This window comes from Bacteroides sp. 11BF (genome assembly GCF_019633765.1).
GTDB lineage: Bacteria > Bacteroidota > Bacteroidia > Bacteroidales > Bacteroidaceae > Bacteroides > Bacteroides hominis.
On record NZ_JAFKPJ010000012.1, the window covers coordinates 1 to 26300 of the forward strand.

At 44.8% G+C, this 26300-nt stretch carries 19 protein-coding genes, 1 tRNA gene and 1 pseudogene; 12 read left to right on the forward strand and 9 right to left on the reverse strand.

Annotated features, from left to right (window positions below):
* The first annotated feature begins 609 nt into the window (after positions 1-609).
* The 3 genes and pseudogenes from JZY04_RS13470 to JZY04_RS13480 all read left to right on the forward strand — a co-directional run bounded on the left by JZY04_RS13470 (position 610) and on the right by JZY04_RS13480 (position 2312).
* Positions 610-843 carry a hypothetical protein gene (locus JZY04_RS13470; RefSeq protein WP_122142754.1) on the forward strand — a complete coding sequence of 78 codons (234 nt, stop codon included), beginning with the start codon at positions 610-612 and terminating at the stop codon, positions 841-843.
* A 67-nt stretch (positions 844-910) separates the two neighbouring features.
* Positions 911-1298: pseudogene (locus JZY04_RS13475) on the forward strand (SH3 beta-barrel fold-containing protein).
* Between the two features lie 141 nt (positions 1299-1439).
* Positions 1440-2312: a DUF4373 domain-containing protein gene (locus tag JZY04_RS13480; protein ID WP_122142756.1), complete on the forward strand. Its 873-nt coding sequence runs from the start codon at positions 1440-1442 to the stop codon at positions 2310-2312.
* A 343-nt stretch (positions 2313-2655) separates the two neighbouring features.
* On the opposite strand, the gene JZY04_RS13485 is transcribed toward JZY04_RS13480, so the two are convergent.
* The gene (locus tag JZY04_RS13485; RefSeq protein WP_005807526.1) at positions 2656-3492 is read right to left on the reverse strand and encodes a 4Fe-4S binding protein; all 837 of its coding nucleotides are present in this window, start codon (positions 3490-3492) and stop codon (positions 2656-2658) included.
* A 275-nt stretch (positions 3493-3767) separates the two neighbouring features.
* Here JZY04_RS13485 and rho point away from each other — a divergent pair, with 275 nt between their 5' ends.
* From rho to JZY04_RS13530, 9 genes are all read left to right on the forward strand, one after another.
* Positions 3768-5837: a transcription termination factor Rho gene (rho, locus tag JZY04_RS13490; RefSeq protein ID WP_032543766.1), complete on the forward strand. Its 2070-nt coding sequence runs from the start codon at positions 3768-3770 to the stop codon at positions 5835-5837.
* Between the two features lie 212 nt (positions 5838-6049).
* Positions 6050-7813, forward strand: coding sequence for an ATP-binding protein (locus JZY04_RS13495; RefSeq protein ID WP_250706993.1), 1764 nt, complete (start codon positions 6050-6052; stop codon positions 7811-7813).
* Positions 7810-9762, forward strand: a complete 1953-nt coding sequence (locus JZY04_RS13500) for a HAMP domain-containing sensor histidine kinase (RefSeq protein ID WP_122142758.1) — start codon at positions 7810-7812, stop codon at positions 9760-9762. Before JZY04_RS13495 ends, JZY04_RS13500 begins: the two co-directional genes overlap by 4 nt.
* Before the next feature lie 74 nt (positions 9763-9836).
* Positions 9837-11159 carry an MATE family efflux transporter gene (locus JZY04_RS13505; RefSeq protein ID WP_005780409.1) on the forward strand — a complete coding sequence of 441 codons (1323 nt, stop codon included), beginning with the start codon at positions 9837-9839 and terminating at the stop codon, positions 11157-11159.
* A gap of 151 nt (positions 11160-11310) precedes the next feature.
* Positions 11311-12630 (forward strand): signal recognition particle protein, encoded by a 1320-nt coding sequence (gene ffh / locus JZY04_RS13510; protein WP_005780411.1) that lies wholly within the window; start codon positions 11311-11313, stop codon positions 12628-12630.
* A gap of 404 nt (positions 12631-13034) precedes the next feature.
* Positions 13035-14120: a TlpA disulfide reductase family protein gene (locus JZY04_RS13515; RefSeq protein ID WP_122142759.1), complete on the forward strand. Its 1086-nt coding sequence runs from the start codon at positions 13035-13037 to the stop codon at positions 14118-14120.
* 19 nt (positions 14121-14139) lie between these two features.
* Positions 14140-15021: a bifunctional methylenetetrahydrofolate dehydrogenase/methenyltetrahydrofolate cyclohydrolase FolD gene (gene folD, locus JZY04_RS13520; protein WP_101603355.1), complete on the forward strand. Its 882-nt coding sequence runs from the start codon at positions 14140-14142 to the stop codon at positions 15019-15021.
* 97 nt (positions 15022-15118) lie between these two features.
* On the forward strand, positions 15119-16237 hold the full coding sequence (locus JZY04_RS13525) for a CapA family protein (protein ID WP_101603356.1): 1119 nt from the start codon (positions 15119-15121) through the stop codon (positions 16235-16237).
* 78 nt (positions 16238-16315) lie between these two features.
* Positions 16316-16391 (forward strand) — tRNA-His (locus JZY04_RS13530).
* A 152-nt stretch (positions 16392-16543) separates the two neighbouring features.
* Here JZY04_RS13530 and JZY04_RS13535 read toward each other — a convergent pair.
* The 8 genes from JZY04_RS13535 to JZY04_RS13570 are packed head-to-tail and all read right to left on the reverse strand — an operon-like array spanning position 16544 to position 25946.
* Positions 16544-17572, reverse strand: a complete 1029-nt coding sequence (locus JZY04_RS13535) for a DUF4857 domain-containing protein (protein ID WP_005821108.1) — start codon at positions 17570-17572, stop codon at positions 16544-16546.
* A 32-nt stretch (positions 17573-17604) separates the two neighbouring features.
* On the reverse strand, positions 17605-18276 hold the full coding sequence (locus JZY04_RS13540) for a hypothetical protein (protein WP_122142760.1): 672 nt from the start codon (positions 18274-18276) through the stop codon (positions 17605-17607).
* A 22-nt stretch (positions 18277-18298) separates the two neighbouring features.
* Positions 18299-19186: an ABC transporter ATP-binding protein gene (locus tag JZY04_RS13545; protein ID WP_122142761.1), complete on the reverse strand. Its 888-nt coding sequence runs from the start codon at positions 19184-19186 to the stop codon at positions 18299-18301.
* Between the two features lie 27 nt (positions 19187-19213).
* Positions 19214-19789 (reverse strand): PepSY-associated TM helix domain-containing protein, encoded by a 576-nt coding sequence (locus JZY04_RS13550; protein WP_005807549.1) that lies wholly within the window; start codon positions 19787-19789, stop codon positions 19214-19216.
* Positions 19773-20357: a hypothetical protein gene (locus JZY04_RS13555; RefSeq protein ID WP_005807551.1), complete on the reverse strand. Its 585-nt coding sequence runs from the start codon at positions 20355-20357 to the stop codon at positions 19773-19775. The genes JZY04_RS13550 and JZY04_RS13555 overlap by 17 nt, the downstream gene beginning before the upstream one ends.
* 20 nt (positions 20358-20377) lie before the next feature.
* A complete protein-coding gene (locus tag JZY04_RS13560; RefSeq protein ID WP_181996422.1) occupies positions 20378-21928 on the reverse strand; it encodes a DUF6850 family outer membrane beta-barrel protein in 1551 nt (516 codons plus the stop codon).
* A gap of 38 nt (positions 21929-21966) precedes the next feature.
* Positions 21967-23181: a DUF4876 domain-containing protein gene (locus JZY04_RS13565; protein ID WP_005780509.1), complete on the reverse strand. Its 1215-nt coding sequence runs from the start codon at positions 23179-23181 to the stop codon at positions 21967-21969.
* Between the two features lie 26 nt (positions 23182-23207).
* The gene (locus JZY04_RS13570; protein WP_032531693.1) at positions 23208-25946 is read right to left on the reverse strand and encodes a carboxypeptidase-like regulatory domain-containing protein; all 2739 of its coding nucleotides are present in this window, start codon (positions 25944-25946) and stop codon (positions 23208-23210) included.
* Positions 25947-26300: the final 354 nt, after the last annotated feature.

A 26300-nucleotide genomic window follows, 5' to 3' on the forward strand; every position in this document is an offset into this window, starting at 1 on the left:
GGCAATTTTTGATCTTAGATTTTGTAAACAAGCGTATTATGAAGCAGAAATGTTTCAATAGACGTTCGTCTTTTGAAACACCTTTTTTGTAAATAAATCAAAAGTATCAGACAAACAAAATCAGACAGATAATAAATAGTTTTTTATTAATTCATAAACAACTATATATTAGTGCATTAATGTAATAAGTGAAAGAGGAATATTATTTTTTTTATTAAACATTTTGTAGTTCTAAAAATACCTTCTATCTTTGCGTTCAATTAAACGAACGTTTATTGAAACACTCACATTTTCATCCCGTATCACACTATATATCAAATATTTAACCAACAAAAGAACGTTCATTTTTTCTTTAATCCCACATTTACTTGTCCGCTGAGAGATTCCTTTCTACCTTTGCAACACATTAACACAAATTAGTTTTTAATAAAATAAAAATCACAATGAAGAAACAAAAAGTAGTATTTCAAGCCGTAGACAAAAGTGTAAAAAAACGCTATTAGCAAAACGCAATCAACTATTACAGAACCGGTTAAACAAACAAGAGGCAGAAAGAAAGGAATACCGATACGTGGAATAATTTCGCATAAAGGAGAACTTATAAAAGCGTTGATAGAATCCTACATAGAGGATGCGAACATACAAAATATCAATACATGTCAGGCTTCACTCGCACGCTACATCAATGAAAAAAGACTAATCGGAAATATTAAAAACGGAGTATTTAAACCATTATCCATCAGTTCAATATTAGTCTACATCAGCAACATTTGGGAAGAAATGGAAAAAGACAAACCGCACAAAGCCATCATCCGCAAAAATACGCACAATGAATTATCATAATCCGCCTTACATGAAACGCCCCCTATCTTCGTGGCGATAACATTTTATCAACTTAAAAAATATACGTATGAAACGGAAAAAAAGACCGGCATCACAGAGTGAAGCCATGAAACTGAGATGGAAGAAACGGATTGTNGAGTGAAGCCATGAAACTGAGATGGAAGAAACGGATTGTCTTTGAGAAAGGATATACCGAGCAGTGTGCGGAATGGATGGCGGAACGCCTGGAAGCGTTGACCGACCACCTGCAATACGGGCACGCAGTCATTGCTTACCGGAAGCAGAACGGAGACTTCAGGCTGGTGAAGGCGACACTGATCTATTACGAAGCGGAATTCCACAAGAAGTATGATCCCACAAAAATAGAAGGTGCCGTAGTCTACTGGAATGTGGACGAACAGCGGTGGACAACGTTCCAGGTGGAGAACTTCATGGAATGGAGGCCGATGGCATAGGGTGGGCACCACAGAATTACACGGATTTTCACAGATGAATTATTTCTATTTTGAGGAATCAAGTGAAAACGTCTTTGGGAATCCGGAGTAATTTGTGATGAATGTTTTATTGAAAGTACAAACGATTAATTTGAAAATACAATGGCAATAGCATACGACGGGATCAACTATTTCCCGATGGGCGTAAACTTCATGGAAGAGAACGCAATGGAAGTGATAGAGGCAAAATACGGAATCAAAGGCCCCGCAATCGTACTGAAGCTCCTTTGCAAAATATACAAGGAGGGATACTTCATACGGTGGGATGAGGAGCAGTGCCTGATCTTTGCCAACAAGGCAGGAAGGGAAGTGCAGGCCGAGGAGGTGCAGGGAATTATCGAAATTCTCTTTATCAAAGGGATACTGGACAGAAACAGTTATCTGGAAAACGGAATACTGACTTCAGAAAACATACAAAAGGTATGGCTGGAGGCAACGAAGCGAAGGAAGAGAGAACTGTCGGAACTCCCCTACCTGATAGTAAAACCGGAAAAGGAAAACGGAAAACCCGATACTCCTTCTATAACACAGGAAATTCAGCAACCGGAGCTGTTCAAAGGGAAAAAAACACCTGTTAACCCGAAAAATGTAGTACATCATGTAGCCGTTGACGCAAAAAATGCATGCAATTCCGGACAAAGTAAAGTAAAGGAAAGTAAAGCAAAGGAAAATAAAGAATTACCCCCCTCAGCTCCCCCCGAGGGGAAGGAGGAAGAAAGGAAGGAGGATTCCGCTTCTCTTCCGATACCGGGATACGCCTTCAATACGATGACACACAATTATCCGGGACTGATGGACACGCTGAAGAGATTGAGCATTACCGACACCGGGGAAGTAAACTCCATACTCAGGCTGTCGGACTATGGAAGGAAGGGAACGACGGTGTGGCGGCTGATTGCCAACACTTGCTGGAGTGACATAGGGGCAAAAGGAAGGTATCTGATAGCGGCGCTAAACAAGGCGAAAAGAAGATAGCAGGAAGTGTTAGTCTCCGATTTGTAGTTGACAAAAAAGCAAGTATCCAGACTTTTGGTCTGAAAGGGATTCAGTGAAACAAAGAAGCAAAGAGCGTACTTAAAAAACTAAAACACAGCGCTTTTAATGTACAAGATTCCTGTCGGTAAAAGCTTTGCTTTAACACAGAGTTAAAGTTTGTTCTTTGGATGCAAATAACAAATGTTTTAAATGCAAAAGACTTGTTATTTGCATCTAAGAATAAAATGGCCGGAAGAGGGCGTTAACAATGTTAATGAAGAGCACTGATACACCCAACCGGAAAATGAGGAAATTAAGATTAAAAGTCAGTGCTCCGATCTTTTTAAAGCAATGTACAAGGATCTTTCTGCTTAACAAAGCATTGTGACAGCAGTACGGCAAACGGAGTATCGTATACTCTTGCTTTCTGAGGACACCCCTTTACACAGGCACAGCATTTAATGCAGCGTTCGGCATCCGTATTCAACTCGTCACCTTTTATAATAGCACTCACGGGACACATCTTCGCACATGCACCACAATGAGTACACAAGGATTCGTCTTCTACCCAAGGAGTACGGGGAAGTGGGACACCACTCTTACGCAAAGCAATCACCTTTCGCAAAAAACGGAACAGCGGAAAGAAAGGCTGGCGCGGACGCCGGATTTTACGGACATCCACTGCATACAGCTTCTCCGGCTCGGCAGCAGATGCTATTTTATCCGAGATCTGCTTTCCAAAATCAGCTGCCAAAGTAAGATCACGTTCATCAGGACGTCCGGCAGCTACGGGATATTTCTCTGTACTATATGAATGTTCTCCGATGAAGGTTGCACCGGCAATCACCTTAAATCCCTGTTGAATAGCCCAATAATCAAGTTCCATCAACGATTTTTCATAAGCGCGATTACCATATACCACCACGATAACTGCCGGAGTATTATTCCCGCGTACACTTGCCAGACGATCCATGGCCAGAGGAGCCACACGCCCTCCATATACAGGTACGACAATAATGGCTAACGCAGATTCGGTAATTACTAAATCCTGAGCTGCCTGTTGTGTTAAATTCGTGTTTATCACATTTGTTATTCCAGTTCCACGAACAATTGCCTCTCCAACTTGTTTTGAGGTGTGGGTAGGCGAGAAATAAATCAGATGGACTTCGTTTGCTGTCATAATAGTTATGTTTTGTGCAACAAAGGTACACTTTTATGAAGAAAAAAAGAGTAAACGATCATAAAAACCAAATTTATTTATTATCTTTGCGGCGTTGAAACATTCCGATAATCCTCCAACGGGAGACGAAACTCGGATTTCCGATTCAACAAAACATCCCAAATTCATCATATAAAACTGTTGCGTTTGTTAAGCTTCCGGCCATTGCGTCGTAGCTTCGGCCGTACGTATTTCAACAAATAAAATTAAAATATTAAATAACTCACATATACTGTATGTATAACATTATCCAATTGAACGACAAAAATTTGTCGGAACTACAAACTATTGCCCAGGAACTGGGTATCAAAAAAACAGACTCACTTAAGAAAGAAGAACTTGTCTACAAAATCCTTGATGAACAAGCTATAGCCGGAGCTACTAAAAAAGTAGCAGCTGACAAACTTAAAGAGGAACGTAAAGAAGACAAGAAAAAACGCTCTCGAGTGACAGTAAAGAAGGAAAACGCCGACAAGGTTTTCTCTTCTACCAAAAATGGTGAACTGACCAAGACAGATGCCAACGCACCTGCAACCAAAGCACAAGCTAAGACAACAGAACCGACTAAGGAAGCAACTAAAGAGATGAGTACTGAAACGAGCGCCACTCCGGCAGAATCGACAAAGGTAACTCCTTATGCCACTCCGAAAAAGAAACCGGGACGTCCCCGCAAAAACGCAGTGGAAGCAGAAACCAAACCTGCAGAGGTTACAGCAGACAAACCTGTAACAACCCCAGCGGTACAGGAAGAAAAGCCGGCTGCTCAACCGGAAACGGAAAAACGCCCTATCAGCAAACCGATCCTCAAACCGAAACCAACCGTTGTAGACGAAGAAAGCTCAATCCTCTCGGATATGGATGCAGATGATGATTTTATCCCCATCGAAGATCTGCCTTCAGAAAAAGTAGAACTGCCTACTGAATTATTCGGCAAATTCGAATCAACAAAAACAGAACCGGTAACCACCACTCCCGAACCGGCTGCACAACCTCAACGTCCCCGTGTCATTCGCCCACGCGACAACAACAATTACAGCAATAACAATAATAACAACAATAATAACAATCAGCGCAACAATAACCAGCGTCCTCCTGTACAACAACGTCCCATGCCGCAACAAAATGCAACTGAGCCCGCTCCTGTTCAGGAACGCCGTGTGATTGAACGCGAAAAACCATACGAATTCGATGATATCCTCACTGGAACCGGTGTATTGGAAATCATGCAGGATGGCTACGGATTCCTCCGTTCATCAGATTACAACTACCTCTCTTCACCGGACGATATCTATGTATCTCAATCACAAATCAAACTATTCGGACTGAAAACCGGTGATGTAGTAGAAGGTGTAATCCGTCCGCCCAAAGAGGGTGAGAAATACTTCCCATTGGTGAAGGTTTCTAAAATCAACGGACGTGACGCTGCGTTCGTGCGTGACCGTGTGCCGTTCGACCACCTTACTCCGCTTTTCCCGGACGAAAAGTTCAAGCTTTGCAAAGGTGGCTATTCCGACTCCATGTCGGCACGTGTGGTAGACCTCTTCTCGCCCATTGGTAAAGGACAGCGTGCACTGATCGTAGCCCAGCCTAAGACGGGTAAGACCATCCTGATGAAAGAAATTGCCAATGCCATTGCTGCCAATCATCCGGAAGTATATATGATTATGTTGCTGATTGACGAGCGCCCGGAAGAAGTTACCGACATGGCCCGCAGCGTCAATGCCGAAGTGATTGCTTCTACATTCGACGAACCCGCCGAACGCCACGTAAAAATAGCCGGCATCGTTCTTGAGAAAGCCAAAAGACTGGTAGAGTGCGGACACGACGTAGTTATCTTCCTCGACTCGATTACACGTCTGGCACGTGCATACAACACTGTATCTCCAGCATCGGGTAAGGTACTTTCGGGTGGTGTGGATGCAAACGCACTTCACAAACCGAAACGTTTCTTCGGAGCAGCCCGTAACATCGAAAACGGAGGTTCCCTCACAATCATCGCTACCGCCCTGATCGACACCGGTTCTAAGATGGACGAAGTGATCTTCGAAGAGTTCAAGGGTACAGGTAACATGGAGTTGCAACTCGACCGCAACCTGAGCAACAAGCGTATCTTCCCGGCTGTCAACATTGTGGCATCGAGCACACGCCGCGACGATCTGCTACTCGACAAACAGACATTGGACCGCATGTGGATTCTGCGCAAGTACCTGTCGGATATGAACCCGATCGAAGCAATGGATTTTGTAAAAGACCGACTGGAAAAAACCAAAGACAACGACGAGTTCCTGATGAGCATGAACAGTTAAAAAAGTCCTTTTGTGAACAAAACATAAAAAAAAGAGTGAGATTCTGTTTGATTCTCACTCTTTTTATTTAGCTTTGCACTACATGCATCATAAACAAGCATAAAACAAACACCGGAAGTACAACAATTACTGTGGGAAAGTTTATTAATATAACGTTTATAGCAGTAGTAACCCTATACTCTGTCACTACACATGCTGCCAATAAAGCAACAATGCACGTGTCAGCACTCCAAAACCTGATTGACAACAGCCTCAATTATAGCAAAGAAGCTCCCAACGACAGTATCATCCAATGGGGTCATGAACTGGCTCCTATTCTGAAAAAACAGAAAGAGTACAAAACCCTCTTCCAGTTGAAACAGCTTATTGCGACTGCCTATGCCACACGCGGAGACATGAACATGGCCATCGACCATGCCCGCCAGATGTACAAGGAAGCCAAAGAACTGAATTACCCCATCGGCATTGCCCTTTCCAGCCGCGCCATCGGGGATGCTTACCTCAACGCCAACATGCAGGAACCTGCCATTGAATCCTATAAGGAAGCCCTGAAATTGCTGGGCAAGATACCGGGCAGCGAAATCCTCGAACAGGAAATACTTCCGAAATTCATTCTGACCCTGATCCAGACATCACACATGGATGAAGCATGTACCTATCTGAAAAGATTCGAGAACCTGCATACCGCCGCTCCAACTCCTACATTCCACTTTTTTTTATGTGCGTGTAAAGCTTACTATGACATTGAAGCAGGCAATCCGGAGAAAGGAAAAGCCAGTTTGGACGAAGCAAGGAAAATCAGTGACCAATTGAAATTCCTCTATCTCCGCAGTATCTTTAACTACATATTGGGACAATACTACCAGGCTATCGGTGAGTATGGACTCGCCTTGCAACAATATGAACGCCTGATAAATACCCCTAAAGCACCCGCTCCCAACAAACACATCGGATTGCAGTTGGAGTGTGCGCAGCTACTGACCCAGATGGGAAGGACAGAAGAAGCCTGTCTGATCTACCAAAAGGCCAACGAACAAAAAGACTCGCTGAACGCTTTGAGTTATGCCCGGCAAATCAATGACCTGAGAGGCATGTACCAGATAGACCAGATGGAAATCCGGAACCAGATACAACGCAACCAGATCACCCTGTGGGTTATCATAGCTTCCATTTTCATATTAGTGCTTATTTTGCTGCTGATCGTCCGCATCCGGCAGGAAGCCAACCGCCTTCTCCATTCCAAAGAAGAGTTGGAGATTGCGCGCAAGTATGCCGAAAATGCCATACATACCAAAAGCCTGTTCCTATCCAATATGAGCCACGAAATACGGACACCGCTGAATGCCCTTTCCGGATTTTCGTCCATCCTGACCGAAGAGTCTATCGACAATGATACACGACGTCAATGCAACGACATCATCCAGCAGAATTCCGAGCTGCTGTTAAAGCTGATCAATGACGTGATAGATCTGTCGAGTCTCGACCCGGGTAAGTTGACTTTCAACTTTAAGGAATGTGACGCAGTCAATATATGCCGCAACGTAATCGATACTGTAGAAAAGGTGAAGCAAACCCAGGCCGGAGTCAGTTTCGTCACTTCACTGGACAAACTGACTTTGCGTACCGACGAATCACGTCTGCAACAGGTATTGATCAATCTGCTGATCAATGCCACCAAATTCACCACCGAAGGCAACATCACCCTGACACTGGAGAAAGAGTCAGAGACCATGGCCCTGTTCACAGTAACGGATACCGGATGCGGCATCCCCCCGGAAAAACAGAATCAGATATTCAACCGTTTCGAAAAACTGAATGAAGGGGCACAGGGAACAGGACTGGGACTCTCCATTTGCCAGCTTATCATCGAACAAATCGGAGGAAAGATATGGATTGACCCGGAGTACACCGGAGGTGCACGCTTCCGGTTTACACACCCCATCGGACCCACAAAAGAAGAGGAGGCAGAAGGATGAAACGATTCATACTGATCCTTATTGCATGCTGTCTGACCTCAGGAGCGTACGCGGACGGACAAACAGAAGCCGACAGCCTGTATCGGGTGGCACAGATACTTCCGCATGATTCCACACGTCTGGAAATGCTCAAGAAACTGGCACAAATAGAACAGTTGACACCCAAATGTATCACATATTCAAACCTGCTGAGAGAAGAAGCAACTCTACAGAATAACGATAAATACAACACCATAGCCGCCTATCTGCACACAGTGTACTACTATAACCAAAGCAACCGGGACAGTGTAAAGAAATGGCTGGACATTATGGAGCCTTATGCCCGGAAGTCGAAAACCTGGGATCTGTATTTCGACGCTCTCCGCTTCCAGACAGACCTCTACACTTATGAAGAACAATATGAACTTGCCATCAACGAGGCAAACCAGATGTTCGAAAGGGCAAAGAAAGTGGACTGTGTCCGCGGACTGATCGGAGCCAAACAATGTCTGGGCAATGCTTATATCGGCACGGAGCGATGGGACGAGGGAATGAAAGCATTGGAAGAAGCCTATCAACTATCTTCGCGAACGGACAATGCCGTGGTACGGATCTCGATCCTTTGCCAACTGATTGCGGTAGCCAAGGATAAACAGAACAACAAACAGCTGTCCGAATACCTCGGAAAGTTAAAAGAGACTTTGCAACAGCACACTGCCACAAACCCGATGCTCAAAGAGGCATTTTATGATGTTTATCTGTTCGGTGAGGTGTACTACACCTATTATTATCTGAATACCGGCCAATCGGAACAGGCACACGAAAGCCTGGAAAAAGCCGGGAAATATCTTACTCCCAATACTTTCTTCATGTACCGGGTGCTCTATTACGATGCCTATGCAGCCTATTACCGAACTCGAAAAGAGTATGACAAAGCACTTGCGAAGATTGACTCTACCGTCATTTTATTACAGGAAGACCGGAACAGCAATTATATCCACCAGCAGCTGTCCAAAGCCGATCTTCTGGTAGAAGCCGGGCGGAGTGCGGAAGCTCTTCCGTTGTATATCGGGACACTCCACCTGAAAGACTCCATCGAAACGACTATTTTCGATAAACAGATGCAGCAGATAAAGGCAAAATACAATATCGACAAAGTAGCTTTGGAAGAAGAACAGTTGAAAAGCGATATCCAACTGACGGCTTTGGTCATTGTCGGCATTGTCCTGGCAATCCTGATTGTCTTCATGCTTCGTATCTCGCACGTTCGTAAAGCATTGGAGCTATCGGAAAAAGAGACACGGAAGGCAACCCGCATGGCGGAAGAAGCCAACGAGATGAAGAACCGCTTTTTGTCGAACATGAGTTACCACATCCGTATCCCGCTGAACGGCGTAGTGGGCTTCTCGCAACTGATAGCTTCCGAATCCAACATGACCGACGAAGTCCGGAAAGAATACTCCTCCATCATCCAGAAAAATTCGGAAGAGTTGATGCGCCTGGTCAATGATGTACTCGATTTATCGCGGCTTGAAGCAGGCATGATGAAGTTCAATATTCAGGAATACGGACTAACCGAACTCTGTAACGAAGCTCTCTACATGGCGCGTATGCGCAACGAAGAGAACATCTGTATCCGGCTCGGAAACGAAACAGCCCCCGACCTGGACATCCGTATCGATACGACCCGTTTCAGCCAAGCGCTGCTGAGTACTTTAACTTATCCGCAGAAGTGTGAAGAAAAACGGGAGATCGACTTCAAAGTGACCCATGACACAGAAAAGAACATGATCCGTTTCCGCATCATTAACTCCCCGTTGGCCGACGAAAGATTTACCTCACAGGAGGTATACATCCGCCACGAAATTAACCGGTTGTTGCTGGAGTATTTCGGAGGAAGCTATAAAGTACAGGCAAACGCAGGCGAAAAACCGACCATCCTCTTCACCTATCCGTTGGGGAAAAATTGACTTCTTTTCCCGGTGACTCGTCAACTTCTGCAGAAAGTTGTATCTTTGCGGCCTGCAAACTAAAATCCTTATTTATGTATACCAACAAACAGATCTGGAGTGTCAGTTACCCGATTCTCCTGAGCTTGCTTGCGCAAAATGTCATAAATGTCACCGACACCGCCTTTCTGGGACGCGTCAGTGAGATAGCTCTTGGTGCCTCTGCCATGGGCGGGCTTTTCTATATTTGTATTTTCACCATTGCCTTCGGATTCAGCACCGGTTCACAGATCGTCATTGCCCGCCGCAACGGTGAAGCGCGTTATACCGACGTGGGGCCTGTCATGATCCAGGGAGTCTTGTTCCTGCTTGCCATGGCTCTTCTGCTTTTCGGCTTTACCAAAGCATTCGGTGGCAACATCATGCGCCTGCTGGTATCTTCCGAAAGCATTTATGACGCCACGATGGAATTTCTCGACTGGCGCATTTTCGGCTTTTTCTTCTCGTTTGTCAACGTCATGTTCCGGGCACTCTATATCGGAATCACCCGCACCAAGGTACTTACCATCAATGCGGTAGTAATGGCTCTGACCAATGTGGTACTGGACTATGCCCTGATATTCGGACACTTCGGATTGCCGGAAATGGGCATCAAAGGAGCCGCCATCGCCTCGGTAATAGCCGAAGCGGCTTCTCTGCTGTTCTTCCTGATTTATACGTATATCACCGTCGACCTGAAAAGATACGGTCTCAATCGTTTACGCTCGTTCGACCCGGCTTTGCTGATGCGCATCCTCAGCATATCGTGCTTCACCATGTTGCAGTATTTTCTGTCAATGGCCACCTGGTTCATTTTCTTCGTGGCTGTGGAAAGGTTGGGACAGCGTGAACTCGCCATTGCCAACATCGTACGAAGTATCTACATCGTCATGTTGATTCCGGTAAATGCACTGGCAACCACCACCAACAGCCTGGTGAGCAACGCCATCGGCGCGGGAGGCATCGAACACGTGATGCCCCTGATAAACAAAATCGGGCGTTTCTCTTTCCTGATCATGCTGGGACTGGTCATCGTAACCGCCCTTTTCCCACAGGCATTGCTTTCGGTATACACCAACGAGGCAGCGCTGATCAGTGAATCCGTACCATCGGTATACGTTATCTGCGCGGCCATGCTGATTGCTTCGGTAGCCAATGTGGTATTCAACGGCATATCGGGCACAGGCAACACTCAGGCGGCACTGATGCTCGAAGCCATCACCATCGCAATCTACGGATCGTATATCATTTTCATCGGAATGTGGGTAAAAGCTCCCATCGAATGGTGCTTTACAATTGAGATACTGTACTATACACTGTTGCTCGCCACAAGCTATATTTACTTCAAAAAAGCAAAATGGCAGAACAAAAAGATATAAAGTACAAGAGATTTTTGTACATTTGCGGCTGATTTCATCACAGATTACACAGATTAGCACAGATACTCTCTATTTCAAATACAAAATCCGTGTTAATCCGTGTAATCCGTGGTGGATTTTACACATCATTAGTAATTCATAATTCAAAGATATGTTCGACAATTTAAGCGAAAGACTCGAAAGGTCGTTTAAGATTCTGAAAGGTGAAGGCAAAATCACCGAAATCAACGTAGCAGAAACCTTGAAAGACGTGCGCAAGGCACTGCTCGATGCCGACGTTAACTATAAAGTAGCCAAAGGCTTCACGGATACGGTGAAGGAAAAAGCATTGGGACAAAACGTGCTCACAGCCGTAAAACCAAGCCAATTGATGGTGAAGATCGTTCACGACGAGCTGACTCAACTGATGGGTGGAGAGACTGTCGAGATAGATACCAAAGGCCAACCGGCAGTCATCCTGATGTCCGGTCTGCAAGGTTCGGGTAAGACTACTTTCTCAGGCAAGCTGGCACGTATGCTGAAAACCAAGAAGAACAAGCGCCCGTTGCTCGTTGCCTGTGACGTTTACCGTCCTGCCGCTATCGAACAGCTTCGTGTATTAGCCGAACAAATCGATGTACCGATGTACTCGGAAATCGACAGCAAAGATCCCGTTGCCATAGCTCAAAACGCCATCAAGGAGGCACGTGCCAAAGGTTACGATCTGGTAATTGTCGATACGGCCGGACGTCTGGCAGTCGACGAGCAGATGATGAATGAAATCGCAGCCATCAAGGAAGCCATCCAACCGAACGAAATTTTGTTCGTGGTAGACTCCATGACCGGTCAGGATGCCGTAAACACCGCCAAGGAGTTTAATGAGCGTCTCGACTTCGACGGCGTAGTGCTGACGAAGCTCGACGGTGACACCCGTGGTGGTGCCGCCCTCTCTATCCGTTCGGTTGTGAACAAGCCCATCAAATTTGTAGGTACAGGCGAGAAACTCGATGCCATCGACCAATTCCACCCCGCCCGTATGGCCGACCGTATCTTAGGTATGGGTGATATTGTTTCGCTGGTGGAACGTGCGCAGGAACAATATGATGAAGAAGAAGCCAAACGCCTTCAGAAAAAGATTGCCAAGAACCAGTTCGACTTCAACGACTTCCTCAGCCAGATTGGCCAGATCAAAAAGATGGGTAACCTGAAAGAGCTTGCATCGATGATTCCGGGTGTAGGCAAGGCTATCAAAGACATCGACATTGACGACAATGCTTTCAAGAGCATTGAAGCCATCATCTACTCCATGACTCCGGAAGAGCGCAGCAATCCGGCTATCCTGAATGGCTCGCGCCGTACACGTATCGCCAAAGGTAGCGGTACGACTATCCAGGAAGTGAACCGCTTGCTGAAGCAATTCGACCAGACCCGCAAAATGATGAAGATGGTAACCAGCAGCAAAATGGGCAAGATGATGCCGAAGATGAAATAAAACTGCACTTTTCGTCCCGAAAGCTTGACTTTGGCTTTGGGATGATGTATCTTTGTCAATGTAATCATTCAATAGATTCAATCAGAATGCAATAAAAGGAGGAAACCGTGGTTCCTCCTTTTTTTATGCACCTAACTGAAAGGAGAACCTACAGCCCGCAGCTTAAGCCTCCGAAGACGGTTGCCATACTCCCGAATGCCGGTTGCATTTCCTCCAAATGCTTACTGCATTTCGGCAAAACCCCGGCTCTACTTGTATCGGACCGAGGCTCTATCCCGAAAAGTACCTCCCTGCTTTCGCCCACTCCCCTCCTCCTGTTAATAATCTATAAAGCTACTCTTGACAAAAAACAGGAGATGGTAAATGATATTACTTTTGTCTGATACCATAAAAACATTGAATCAATGAAACACATTCTCTTCACTCTGGCGCTTGCTTCCGTAGCCGGAATGGCCAACGCACAACAAAATGGACACTCCTACACGGTAGAAGGGTTGATAAACGACTCTACTCTAAACGGACAGACTCTCTACATCAGCCGCTACGACGACGGAATGAAAGTAGACAGTACGCAAGTGGCAAACGGGCAATTTAAATTCACCGGAAAGGCAGATACCCCCTATTTCTGCCGCATCGATGCAGGAAGAGAATATGCCAACTTCATCCTCGAAGGCGGCAACATCAAAGTCAATGTACTGACCCATAACGATCCGAAAGGTACACCCATGAACGAGGAATACTCCCGTATGCACGATAAGACATCTGAAATGGTAGCCACACTGAAAAGCAAACATTCTGAAATAGAACAGCAAACAAAAGACAAAGCGGAACAACTCCGGCTTAAAAAAGAATATAGCCAAACTTACTGGCATGCAGCTTACACCCAGCTATACAAAGAGTTGTTCATGAATAATCCGGACAATGCATTAGGGGAATACGCCATCAGAAGTCTTATCATGTCCGCTTCTCCCGAAGAAATGGAACCCATTTTCGCTACTGCCGGTCCTTGGTTGAAATCGCTCCAGACCTACAAGCGCATCGAAAAACAATGCCAGGCAATGAAGGCCACGGCCATAGGACAGAAGTTTACCGACTTTAGCGGCAAGGCTGTAGATGGCTCCGAAGTCTCCCTCTCTGACTATGTGGGCAAAGGCACATATACATTGGTAGATTTCTGGGCAAGTTGGTGTGGGCCCTGCCGCGCCGAATCACCTCACGTAGCCCAACTCTACAATGAATATAAAGATAAAGGACTTACAGTTTTGGGAGTAGCCGTCTGGGATAAACCGGAACACACGAAAAAAGCAATCAAAGAACTCAATATCAACTGGCCGCAGATAATAGATACCGGCATGACACCCATGGACCTATACGGCGTTAACGGCATCCCGTTCATTATCCTCTTCGGACCGGACGGAACAATCATCGCACGTGACCTCAGGGGTGAAGCCATGATAAAGAAAGTGACTGAAGTACTCAATATTAAATAACCCAATAAACAGATAAGAAATGACTCTAATTGATGGAAAAGCCATCTCCGAACAAGTAAAACAGGAGATTGCAGCCGAAGTGGCAGAAATAGTAGCCCGGGGTGGCAAACGCCCGCATCTGGCAGCCATCCTCGTAGGACACGACGGAGGCAGCGAAACATATGTAGCCGCTAAAGTGAAAGCCTGCGAAGTGTGCGGATTCAAGTCGTCACTGATTCGTTACGAAAGCGACGTTACGGAAGAGGAACTGCTCGCCAAAGTACGTGAACTGAATGATGACGAAGATATAGACGGATTCATCGTACAACTTCCGTTACCGAAACATATCTCGGAACAAAAGGTAATTGAAACCATTGACTACCGCAAAGATGTAGACGGATTCCATCCGATCAACGTAGGACGTATGTCTATCGGACTGCCTTGTTATGTATCAGCTACCCCGAACGGCATCCTCGAACTGCTGAAACGTTATCAGATAGAGACCTCGGGTAAGAAATGCGTCGTACTGGGACGCAGTAACATTGTCGGTAAACCGATGGCAGCACTGATGATGCAGAAGGCCTATCCGGGAGACGCAACGGTAACCGTATGCCACAGCCGTTCGAAAGATCTGGTGAAAGAGTGCCGGGAAGCGGATATCATCATCGCCGCACTGGGACAACCCAACTTCGTGAAAGCGGAAATGGTGAAAGAGGGTGCTGTGGTAATCGACGTAGGTACTACCCGCGTACCGGATGCCAGCAAGAAATCGGGCTTTAAACTGACAGGTGACGTGAAGTTCGATGAGGTAGCTCCGAAATGCTCCTACATCACCCCTGTTCCGGGAGGTGTAGGCCCGATGACCATCGTCTCTCTGATGAAGAATACTCTGCTGGCAGGCAAGAAAGCAATCTATCAATAATCCTCTCTGCCCCCGTTTCCTCTTTTTCTGTGAGAGGAAACGGAGAGCGAAAGAGGTGGAACACATTCTTCAGAAAGAACTTTAATACCTGTTGCTTATGAAACATCTGATTCTTCTTTCCCTGTTTTTCTGCTCTGTATCTTGCAGCAGCAATGCACAAGAACAGCCCGTCCCTGTCCCAGCGCCCGATACGATATCTGCGCAGAAGATTACACTCCTCTTTGCAGGCGACTTAATGCAGCATCAGGCACAGATAGATGCAGCCCGGACCACCAAGGGATACGACTACACGGACTACTTTAAACTGGTAAAAGAAGAAATCAGTAAAGCAGACATTGCCATCGGCAACCTGGAGGTAACTCTCGGAGGAAAACCTTACCGGGGTTATCCCGCTTTCAGTGCTCCCGACGAATATCTGTCCGCCATAAAAGACGCCGGCTTCGATGTATTGATAACCGCCAATAATCATTGTCTCGACCGGGGCAAAAAAGGGCTGGAACGAACCATCCTGATGCTGGATTCGCTACAAATTCCTTATGCCGGAACTTACACTGACAGTACGGCCCGCGCTTCACGCTATCCACTATTGTTGGAACAGAACGGCTTTCGGATTGCCCTGCTCAACTATACATACGGCACCAACGGCATTAAAGTTTCTCCCCCAAACATAGTCAACTACATCGACAAGGCTGTCATGACACGGGACATTGAAGCTGCTAAGGCTCTGCATCCGGATGTATTGATTGCCTGCATGCACTGGGGGATCGAATATCAGTCACTGCCCAATAAGGAGCAGACCTCCCTGGCCGACTGGCTACTTAGTCAAGGAGTCACCCATGTGATCGGTTCCCACCCCCATGTAGTGCAACCCATGGAGCTGCGGACCGATACCCTCACCGGTCGGCAGAATGTAGTCCTCTACTCTTTAGGCAATTTTATTTCGAACATGTCTGCCCGTAAAACAGACGGCGGACTGCTATTTAAACTCGAATTAATGAAAGACAGCACGGGCATATCTGTCAGTAATTGCGGATATGGTCTGGTATGGACGGCACGCCCCATACTCTCCAAAAAGAAAAATTACGTTTTATATCCCGCAAGTATTCCGACAGACTCTTTATCGGCAGAAGAACGTAACCGCCTGAAAATCTTTATTAATGACACGCGTGAACTCTTCCGCAAGCATAACCGCGGAATTAATGAATACATTTTTTGAAGAAAAAAGTTCGCGAAATGTTTGCAGATTTAAAAAGAATCGCTACCTTTGCATCGCATTTGAGAGAGATGCTAACATGGTGGATGTAGTTCAGTTGGTTAGAGCGTCAGATTGTGGTTCTGAATGTCGCCGGTTCGAGTCCGGTCTTCCACCCAACGAAGAAGAGGAAATTCAATAATGAATTTCCTCTTCTTCGTTATATATCAGGCTTTCCAGAAAATTATATTACTTTAGAGGCAGGGCTTTGACCCTGCCTCTAAAGTAATATATAGTCATTAAAATGAAATATATTTTATCATGCCGCATTTAAAAACGCGGCATGACAAACTTATCATCAGGAGATGTAAAGGACAATCCCGGAACAGAACGACGCATATCTTTATAGGCATGTTCTTTAATCAGTGAATAATCTGTAGCATCCAGGGCATAGTAATAATCATCTTTATCTGTCGATAACTTTACAGTCCAATCAAACATATTTCCAAAGATGGTCAACTCATCTTTTGCCGGATCGAAACCGGGGAGAGCTGATTTCACCAAACTTCCATCACTATTGATAACATAAAAATGATGCTTGCTATCAACCATATACCCCAAAGTCCGGCGACTACGGAACTCAGTAATAAACACATATTCCGGCAAGACTCCTTCAGGCAACTGAATAGCTTTCACATACGGACGTCCCTTGGTGCACTTCAGATGGAACAGTTTATGGTTGGCATCTAAAACCAGATATCCCTCATCATAGTCTTTACGGGTAGTCGGATTGCCCGAAGCATAGCTTGCGGGAAAAGCAAACCCTTTCTGAACCAGCATATCCGTAAACAATTTGCTCTTCGCCTCATCTATACGATTCGTCTCCATACGAATAAATTCCATACCTTTATCGGTAAAACGGAATGCATCTTCGGGCATTTTTAAATCCACCCGTTTGGACATGGACTCCATCAGGAAATAAAGTCCTGTCTGAGGAGCATTGATGGCTGACGGCACACTCTTGAAAGTAAAGTTTGTCAATTGAATATCTTTCGGACTAACCGCCTTGCCACAAATGGTATCAGGGAAACGTTCGTCCGCCGTAAGCTGGCGTACATAGAGAGAAGGCAATAAACTGTCCACCTGCTGCTGTGTATATGTATTGCCTTTTGTATCATAGCGGTGAAGTTGCTTATTCTCATCCAGTTGTGTAATAACAAAATCACCAAGTACGGAACTATACATAGTAAAAGGAGCTTTGACAGGCTTCAGTGTGAGAAAAGCATAGCACCAAGGCAACTGCCATACAAGCAGGACAGCCACAGTAACATAAAAAAATATTTTGCTGAATCGAATCATGTTTGTTTGATTTTTTAGTAATAAACATTCAGTTAGTCTTGCTTACCGGCCTTGAACCGTACCACAGAAATCCACGAAAGAGAAGCGATAAGCAGCGTATAAAGTGTCAGCCAGGGCAAGAAACTGTTATAAGCCTCCGCTCCCGGAGCCAGAAAGTAGACACGGAAAATCAATGCCGCAATAATCAGATTCAAAACCCTGCGTTTCCATGTGGGCTCCAGGCAAATCCATGAAACAAGCAGATAACCGGCAAATCCGGCAAGGAACCATGGAGCTGCAGATAATAAGATACGCTGCACCAACTCACTTGTAAAATGTTGTGGCAGATAAACTCCCATAATAATAAAACTCATAGCAAAACAGGTTACCAGTGCAAGTACACCATAGGTCAACATCGACATGACCATCTTCTTCTGTGAATAAGGCAAATGCAAAGTAAGTTTCAAACACTTACGTTGCATCTCGGGAAAAAACTGTACGGCAGCAAGCAAAATACCGATAAGTAAAGGGACAAATTGCAACAAATCAATAAATATAGCATCCTTCTGAACCATTACCACCCATAAATGATCGATTCCCTGTATGGCAATGGTGCGGCCAATACGAAGCATGGAATATCCTGTGATTCCTATCATAAAAAGAGTTGCCAGCAACAAATACCAACGCGTTTTTATCCACTCTTTATAAAATATGGCTTGTATCATATTTCTTCTATTTATTTACATATTAATACTTTCCGGTAAGACCGATAAAGGCATCTTCCAGACTTACATTTTCGTGCTGCAAACCAGTAAAGGGAACTTGACTTTCCTTCAATAGTTTCTCCACATCCATGGGAGGCAAAAAAGAATACGTCTCCAAGGTCTGACGGATGACAGCCGGATGATAGCAAGTTGCCGGCAACTGAGGCTGATAACCCTCGGGTACAGTACAAGTATATCTTCTCAGCTCTTTCATCAACGTTTCAATAGGTTGTTGAATAAGGATAGAGCCATAATCCATAATAATACAATCATCAATCAACCGCTCCATATCCTGAATAATATGGGAAGTCAGGAAAACAGTCTTGTTCTCGGAACGGGCATAGTCACGCAAATAATCCACAAAAAGGCGGCGATAACCCGGATCAAGTCCTAAAGAGAAATCATCCAGAATCAACAACTCCGGATTTTGTGCCAGGATCAGTCCCAATGCCACTTGCGAACGCTGTCCGTTCGACATTCTTGAGATACGTTGCCCCGGAGCTACCTTCAGTTTATTCATCAAGTCATAATAAGCCTCCTTTTTCCATTGTCCCGGATAAAAAGAAGCATAAAACTTTTCTATCTGTGTGATATTCATAAACTGATATTGAACATGACCTTCCAGCAATAAGCCGATATTCCTGCGTAAAGCAGGGTCCATGATCTGAATGTTCTCACCAAAGATGCGACATTCGCCCGAACGTGGCTGAAGATAACCGCTCAATATATTAATGGTTGTCGTTTTCCCTGTGCCATTTTTACCCAACAATCCCAAGATACGCCCTTGAGGTACTTCAAAACTCAAGTTCTCATAAATTTTACGTTGACCGTAATAATGAGTCAGGTTCTTACATTCTATAATTGCACTCATGCTTTATAAATCATTTTTCGTTTGTTATTAGAAACACGTCAGGAAAAGAATAGGAATCAGAATACCGGCCACCAACTCGACTCCCCCTCTGCCCCACAATCCTTTAGGACCTTTTATCATCACCATACCGCTGACAGTGATAATAATCAGACAGACAGCAAAGGCATCGGCAAACCAAGTCCACCACTTGCCCGGATTGAAATGGAGTTGTACCATGGAAGAGATCAGCGGACGACGCTTCACCCCCTCGTAGACAGCATCTTTTGTCCGGGTATTAATCACCAGACTTGAACCTCCTTTCAGAAAAACCTTAATCCGATCCGGTTTCGGATAATAATATTTAGTAAAATTTCCGGCTTCGTCCAGTGGTTCCAACAAAGCCAAAATCATCTTCTCATTGACTTTATTCTTGTCCGACAGGTCCTCTGTTATTTTATATTCCGTTCGTGTCACTGTATAATGGGGATTTATGCTATCCCTATGGTTCATTACGATACCCGAAATAGCATAAATCAAAATCATTCCTGCAAAGAAGAAAGACAGATCACGGTGGATAATCCGGCTCCATTTGCGGAATGCAGCACCTTTATTCTGCGATCTCATAAGAACTGGCTTCCATATAGTAGAATGACAGATAATCTTTTCCGGTAGCAGCTTTTCTTTCTGCTATCTTTGCGCGAAAGTCTGCAATACGGGCTTCAGGAGTGTTGGCTGTTTCGCCGCGTGCTTTTTTTTCCGAATCACATCCGGCAGCAGTTTCTCCATGAGATTTTTCGGTCTGGGCTTTCAGTTTAGCTTCCCAGTTTTGCAAGTAAGCTTCATCTACCCGCTGTTCCTTTAACGTTCCGGTCACTGTGACAATGGCATTGATACATTTGGTGTCAAACGAACCCAAAGGTCCGGCTTCCACACGAATCGTTTTGGTATCATCACTGCCCATCAGGAATATTTTTGTAGCTCCGTGCTTGCAGGTATGTGTGCAGATTCCTTCTATAGTCACCTCCCGGTTAGCCAGTGAATCGGCATGCGCCAGCAGGTTATCGACGCTCAATGCCGCCGGAGCCGCCTGCTCCGTTTTTTCGGACTGACTCTGTTTGTTACTGTTTCCACAAGAAGTAGTAGTTACTAAAGCTGCCATTAAGGTTGCAGCGACCATAAACTTAATTTTCATATGCTAACTGTTTTTATTTTTCAGAAAAAGATGCCCAGTGAACAAGCGGCATACTGGGCCGTTCCGCATTTTTTATAATATGCAGTCTGCCATTGAACAGACAAAGATAGGTTATACTGTTTCATGATAGGATAATCCCCTTGCAGACGAATCCCTACCATACTATAGCTATCAGATAAATAGTCAATATTCGCCAACAAAGTCTGGGCGGACGACTTCGCGGCATCCAATCCCGGTAAAGAATATTCAGCCGATAAATTGGCATAATATCCACCGTTAGCTTCTGCGGTCAATCGCAGCTGCCTCTTCTGATACTGCAAACGGGCACGCAAAGAACCCTCCAGAGCAGACAGGTGAACAAACCGGGATACGGCGTTGTAATCCGTCTCCAACCGATGGTAGATTATGTTTGGAACAATTGCTCCTCCCCATACACCTTTATCAGTCAAAAGCTTCTCCCACAAACCACTTACGGCAATCCTACTATTCGTGACCTTCATTCCCGGAGATGTGCTGATTAATGCTCCATAGGAGCTTCCGCCCGCCTCTCCGTAAATATTCTCCGTTCCTTTACGGACTGTATAGCCTGCATCCAGTTTCACTGCAAGATGTTCTGCCTGCTGAAGTTCCCGCATCCAAGTCACGTTCCCTTTCAAATCAGTCGTATTCAATTCCAGCAAAGTGAGATTATTGGCATTGCTCAATTTCTTGTCCATCGACATACGGTCAATTGAGACTGTGGTCGATATCCCCTTCTCCGTATCAGCCGGCAGAATGCCTATGCTTCCTCCCCACCGGGTGCCTTGATGCTTCGTTCCGGTCTGGTTTCCGGCAAAACGCACATAATCCATGCCCAATCCCAACATATGGTATACCGAAGTGGAACCTTTATCTGCAAGGAATGAAATCTCACTTTTCTGTTGATAAAGCCGGAAATCTGCGGAAACTCCCAAACGATATGTCCCCAGACGATATCCTGCTCCCAAAGCAAAAGAGAGATCGGAAGCTGTATTACGCGGACGCGGATCTTTATCCCGATAATTATGAGACGCCCTGTAACCACCGGTGATTCCCCACGTCCAGGAACCCGACTCACTGGCGTAACCTCCATTGAAATAATAAGTTTCTCCTTTCAGGAAACCGCCAATGGAATCACCGGTCACGTAAGGAGCGATCAGTTTCCAGTCTATATTTTCATTCCATAACACATTCTCCTGCTTCTCACTTCTGTATCCTGCTGAACCGAATACACGATCACGTTCCGAAAGAATGACGAAGGAGTTGACATCTACCCCGATACGGGTATCCTTATCACCTTCCTGTTTCAAAGATGCTTTTCCTTTATCATGATAAGCTCCATTTACGTCCAGCCTTGTCCATGTATACGGAGTATAGTAATAATAAAGTGCCGGATTCCGCCATACCTCACCACGAAATCCGGTCGCGAATGAAGCGGTACGGATCACCTTATCGGACAGGGAGAGTGTGTCGGCAGTCTGCCCGAAGGCTTCCTGCCGACTCTCCACAAATAAAGCAATCAGCAACGTAATGATAATTCGGATTCGCATCATGAATAATAAAGATTTATATATCAATAGGATGGATTCAATTATTTGTTAAACAGGCTCGGAGTAGCCGCAGGTGTAAAATCAACGGTAGAGTTATTTGTATCCTGCAATACTTCCCGATCACCATCCTTATAGGCAGCTTTACGCATTACGCACTTTCCGATGTTTTCTGCAACGGTATTGTTCACACCGATATAAGTATGCCCCATATCCAACCCGGTAGAGGTAACATTCCACTGCCATTCATTGGAAGCACCTACATTTACAGCATCAATCACCCACTCATTGGGGAACTTATATTTGCTTTGCGGTTTACTGGCTGTTCCATTTTGCATGATATACGTATAGTTGTATGCATAGTCTGAAATATACTTTTCTTTAGTCATGCCTTTGGGTAATCTGCCGATAGCATAGGCGCGATTTCCCTGTTTATTCAACACCCAGATAGTTTTGGAATAACAATAATAAACATCCAGATTGGGAACAGCCGGATTATCCACATCTTGCTTCGATTCAATATACCACTCAAAATTGGCTTTACTTAAATCTATAGAATTCGGATTAGCCTCTTTATGATTGATCGCATTGTCACAAAGGATAAAGGACTCTCCCGGTTGTACCGGATAATCTGTTCCGCTGCCCGGCACCGCTACAACAGAGCCTACCGCAATAGCTTCATTCATAATATCCGGATCTACCGACTGATATTTCTGGGTAGTTTGGAATTGTGATTCCATAAATATCAATCCATCCGCATACAAAACTTTATCCGAGTTATTATAGATACGTACATACTGGTCGCCATTATATTGCTTGCCTGCCTCATTATAGGTTCCGGGAATAAATATCTCGGCAATCACAAAATCGGGGTCACCTGTATTGAGTACATGAACTTTCAGTTCCAACTTGTATGACCCTCCGGATACGGCCACATTCTGTTGCACTCCCTGTACATCGACTTCCACCGGAGTTCCATTCTGTGAGTAAGTTCCCTTACCAATGAAAGTTACATTATACAACCCGTCCGCCAATTCAATACTTTGAGCCGGATAGGCAATGTCTGTCTTGACAGATGTATTTACATTTTCAAAAGTATAGGTCCCACCGGTCAGTTGCAGACCCTCGATGGTTGTATCTACAGTAGTGGTAATACCTACAGTGGATATGCTCACTTTGTCATCATCACTACATGCGGTAAATCCCAGCATTGTCGCAAAAAGGATTGCGATTGTCAATTGATTCTTTTTCATCTTCATTTCTATTTTGTTTTATTATTCATTTACTAAAAAGTCAAGTTCATTTCCATGCCGAAATAAGGCGATTCGGACGTTCTCCGTTGCAGTACGCCCCGTAACGTATAATCAGGATAAATACCCAAAAGCCGGTTTACATAAAAAGCCAGATTCAGATACTTACCGATCCGTTTACTCGCCTTCAGATTGATATCCATATAAAAAGGCACAGTAGTACGCTCAAAATAAGTGGCTGAATATTTCTCCACCAGATGCTGTAACTGAATATTGTTTTTATCTTCTTCGCGAAACGGATGCGTTTCACCGGATTGATCGATATAGCTTACCGGCACGCCGTTATTCCACAAGTTCCGTCTGTTGGTATACCAAGTGCATTGTGCCGACGTGGAGAAAGTAAGCCCCAAACGCTGTATATAGGTATCAAACATAAAGTTCGTATTGAATGCCTGGCTTTCTGTTCCGTTGTCCCCATTATACAACCCCACATATTTCAACTGTTTGTTGTCCAACAATATAGAAGAGGCCTTATATTTGGGAGAGTCCGAATTATAAACTGTCTTTATCCAGGCTCCATACATAGTGACGCGGGTCTTGAGCGATTCGATTCGTTTGGAAGCGAACTGAAACTCCACTCCTTCTTTACGCACCTTCATTACATTGCCTTGTGTGGAATACACATCCAGATTATATTCATTTGCATAAGTCAACTGAGAAAGTTGGGGAGGAGCCGTCAAAGCTGAGCCGTCGATACTTGCAGGATCATATAGCTTATACGCCAATGATTTATAATAAGTGATATCATCAAAAGCATTGTTCATCCGTTCGCGGAAATAAGTCATCGACAGACGGTTTCCCTTATAGCTGACGTCGGCCCGCACTTCCCATTTCATGTTACGTGCCGGTTCCAACTGATAGTTTGTATTATCCCATTTATACGTCATCATATTGATACGGCGATAATCCGGGTTAGTATGGTAATAATTCAGCTGGATCAAGTCTACATACTTAAAATCCGGATATAGCTGTGCGGTGGTCGGCATACGGCTGATCCAGCCCAAACCTCCCGAAAAGGCAACATTCCATCCGTTTGATACCGGCAAACTCCATTGCAAGTCCAGACGGAGATCGGGATATATCTTACCCTGCATCTTATATTTAGTGTCCAGCCCCAATAAGGACTGCAAGCGGATACCGGCCGTAAAAGCCAATTTATGTCTATTTACAGGAAGATTCAACACCTCCTCGGCATAGAAGGCGAAAGGTTGCAGCCCCGGTATGTCCTTAAAACGGCGCGGACGTGTACTCAAACTTTCACTGATGGGCCGTGTCACATCGAATACCTGGCCTTCTCCCAAATTCTTCTGATAATTCCATTCCACCCCTATATTCATTGCATTTTGCAGCATCCCCAGTGGAAAAGCCAATTGCGTACGGGCAGAAGCCGTAACATATAAAGGTTTACCGTCAATCTCCATCTGCGCCACATAATTATAAGGCAGATAGATGCCATCAGATTCTCCGGTCTCTGTCTGAGTAGCAATAGCGGCCGGACGATTCAGAGACACAGATTTCGTTTCACGCATCTTCTCCCACTGCCAACTGACAGAAGTTGCCGCGCTAATCTCACGAATCCACGAATGGTTAGGGAATTTCAGGTTCCATTTTCCTGCCATCTTCAAACTACTGAAGTCTGATTTATAAGAGTCCTCCTTTACGGTTGCATCTTTATCCCGCTTCGCATCATCAAACGATCCGGTATAGTCGGTACTGATATTCCAATGAATATTACGTTCATTCCATAACCATTTTCCATCCAGACGGGTGGAGGCTGTGAGACGGGTATAGTTTTTCACGCTGTTGCGCGGATCTATTTTTGAATCCAGATAACTCAAATCGGCATTCAAAACATAACGTCCGTTCCCGTCCAACCGGAATCCTTTGCCCACTGAAAACAGTTTGCTGGTCTTATCAGCCTTGAAGCGTGCAGATAACGGACTTTCGCTGGTTTTACGCTGGATAATCACAGCGCCGTTTGCCACGTTACCATAAGCTACAGAGGGAATACCACGAATGATCTCCACCTTTTCAATATTATCAGTCGGAATGGTACGCATATCCAGTCCCTTTGACATCGTACTCGTCGCATTTACAGCAGAAGTGCTACTCGGCATATACTGCAGATTGGCATCCGTATTCTGAAAAATACCATCAATGTAAAATCCAACTCCCAATGAAGAGATATCTTCCGTCTTACCCGTTTCACGTATACGAATCAGATTGGCCTGTCCCATCTGAGGATCAGCCGATTTTCCCCCGGGTATCAGTTCCATCAAATCACTGAAACTGCTGGGTTGAAGATGTTTCATGGCAGTACGGTCGACTATGGAAGCACTGGTAGCACGCTTTGATTCGGAAGCAGTCACTACCACTTCGTTCAACGCCATGTTTGAGGGCTTTAAATGAAAGATTTCTGAAGTATTTCCAAGCACTTTAATCTCTTTTTCGGTAGAATCATACCCTAAATAAGATACGACGATCCGATAGGTCCCGGGCTTGATATGAAGAAGTTCAAAATGTCCGTTTGCATCTGTTATTCCGCCATAAGCAAACTGTTTCTCCACAAACAACTGAATGGTGGCATAATCCAATGCTTTATGAGTTTGTTCATCCAATACAGTACCCCGGAATACAAACGTCTGCCCCCACGCACGAGACACATTACAGCAAATTATAAATAAAAAAAGTATATACGCAATTTTACGAATCATCTCACTTTCTATTAGCTTGCAAAAGTACAATATACCCACAGCGGGGACAATACCAAAATTTAGGTATAATATTGTATCTATATGCAAACACAATACCTACATTTAGGTGTTTCACTTAATCTTTATCAATGTAAAATCACCTTTGATGAAATCTTTCTATTATAGGATTACCATTCTGGCATTAGCTATGACTCTTTTTTATTTACTGTCCTTATCTTCCTCCAAACACGTTTATATATAGATAACATCCGGTCAAATGCGGGACGTTCCTATTTCGGCTTACCTCACAGGAATCTTGATCCAATATATACCCCTATGAAATAACAATATATGAAACGCCCCTTAACAATATAT

Bases quoted from the DNA above. Each gene is read 5' to 3' on its own strand.
- JZY04_RS13480 (WP_122142756.1), top strand. From the start codon at position 1,440: ATGGCAATAGCATACGACGGGATCAACTATTTCCCGATGGGCGTAAAC.
- JZY04_RS13485 (WP_005807526.1), bottom strand. From the start codon at position 3,492: ATGACAGCAAACGAAGTCCATCTGATTTATTTCTCGCCTACCCACACC.
- rho (WP_032543766.1), top strand. From the start codon at position 3,768: ATGTATAACATTATCCAATTGAACGACAAAAATTTGTCGGAACTACAA.
- JZY04_RS13495 (WP_250706993.1), top strand. From the start codon at position 6,050: ATGCACGTGTCAGCACTCCAAAACCTGATTGACAACAGCCTCAATTAT.
- JZY04_RS13500 (WP_122142758.1), top strand. From the start codon at position 7,810: ATGAAACGATTCATACTGATCCTTATTGCATGCTGTCTGACCTCAGGA.
- JZY04_RS13505 (WP_005780409.1), top strand. From the start codon at position 9,837: ATGTATACCAACAAACAGATCTGGAGTGTCAGTTACCCGATTCTCCTG.
- ffh (WP_005780411.1), top strand. From the start codon at position 11,311: ATGTTCGACAATTTAAGCGAAAGACTCGAAAGGTCGTTTAAGATTCTG.
- JZY04_RS13515 (WP_122142759.1), top strand. From the start codon at position 13,035: ATGAAACACATTCTCTTCACTCTGGCGCTTGCTTCCGTAGCCGGAATG.
- folD (WP_101603355.1), top strand. From the start codon at position 14,140: ATGACTCTAATTGATGGAAAAGCCATCTCCGAACAAGTAAAACAGGAG.
- JZY04_RS13525 (WP_101603356.1), top strand. From the start codon at position 15,119: ATGAAACATCTGATTCTTCTTTCCCTGTTTTTCTGCTCTGTATCTTGC.
- JZY04_RS13535 (WP_005821108.1), bottom strand. From the start codon at position 17,572: ATGATTCGATTCAGCAAAATATTTTTTTATGTTACTGTGGCTGTCCTG.
- JZY04_RS13540 (WP_122142760.1), bottom strand. From the start codon at position 18,276: ATGATACAAGCCATATTTTATAAAGAGTGGATAAAAACGCGTTGGTAT.
- JZY04_RS13545 (WP_122142761.1), bottom strand. From the start codon at position 19,186: ATGAGTGCAATTATAGAATGTAAGAACCTGACTCATTATTACGGTCAA.
- JZY04_RS13550 (WP_005807549.1), bottom strand. From the start codon at position 19,789: ATGAGATCGCAGAATAAAGGTGCTGCATTCCGCAAATGGAGCCGGATT.
- JZY04_RS13555 (WP_005807551.1), bottom strand. From the start codon at position 20,357: ATGAAAATTAAGTTTATGGTCGCTGCAACCTTAATGGCAGCTTTAGTA.
- JZY04_RS13560 (WP_181996422.1), bottom strand. From the start codon at position 21,928: ATGATGCGAATCCGAATTATCATTACGTTGCTGATTGCTTTATTTGTG.
- JZY04_RS13565 (WP_005780509.1), bottom strand. From the start codon at position 23,181: ATGAAGATGAAAAAGAATCAATTGACAATCGCAATCCTTTTTGCGACA.
- JZY04_RS13570 (WP_032531693.1), bottom strand. From the start codon at position 25,946: ATGATTCGTAAAATTGCGTATATACTTTTTTTATTTATAATTTGCTGT.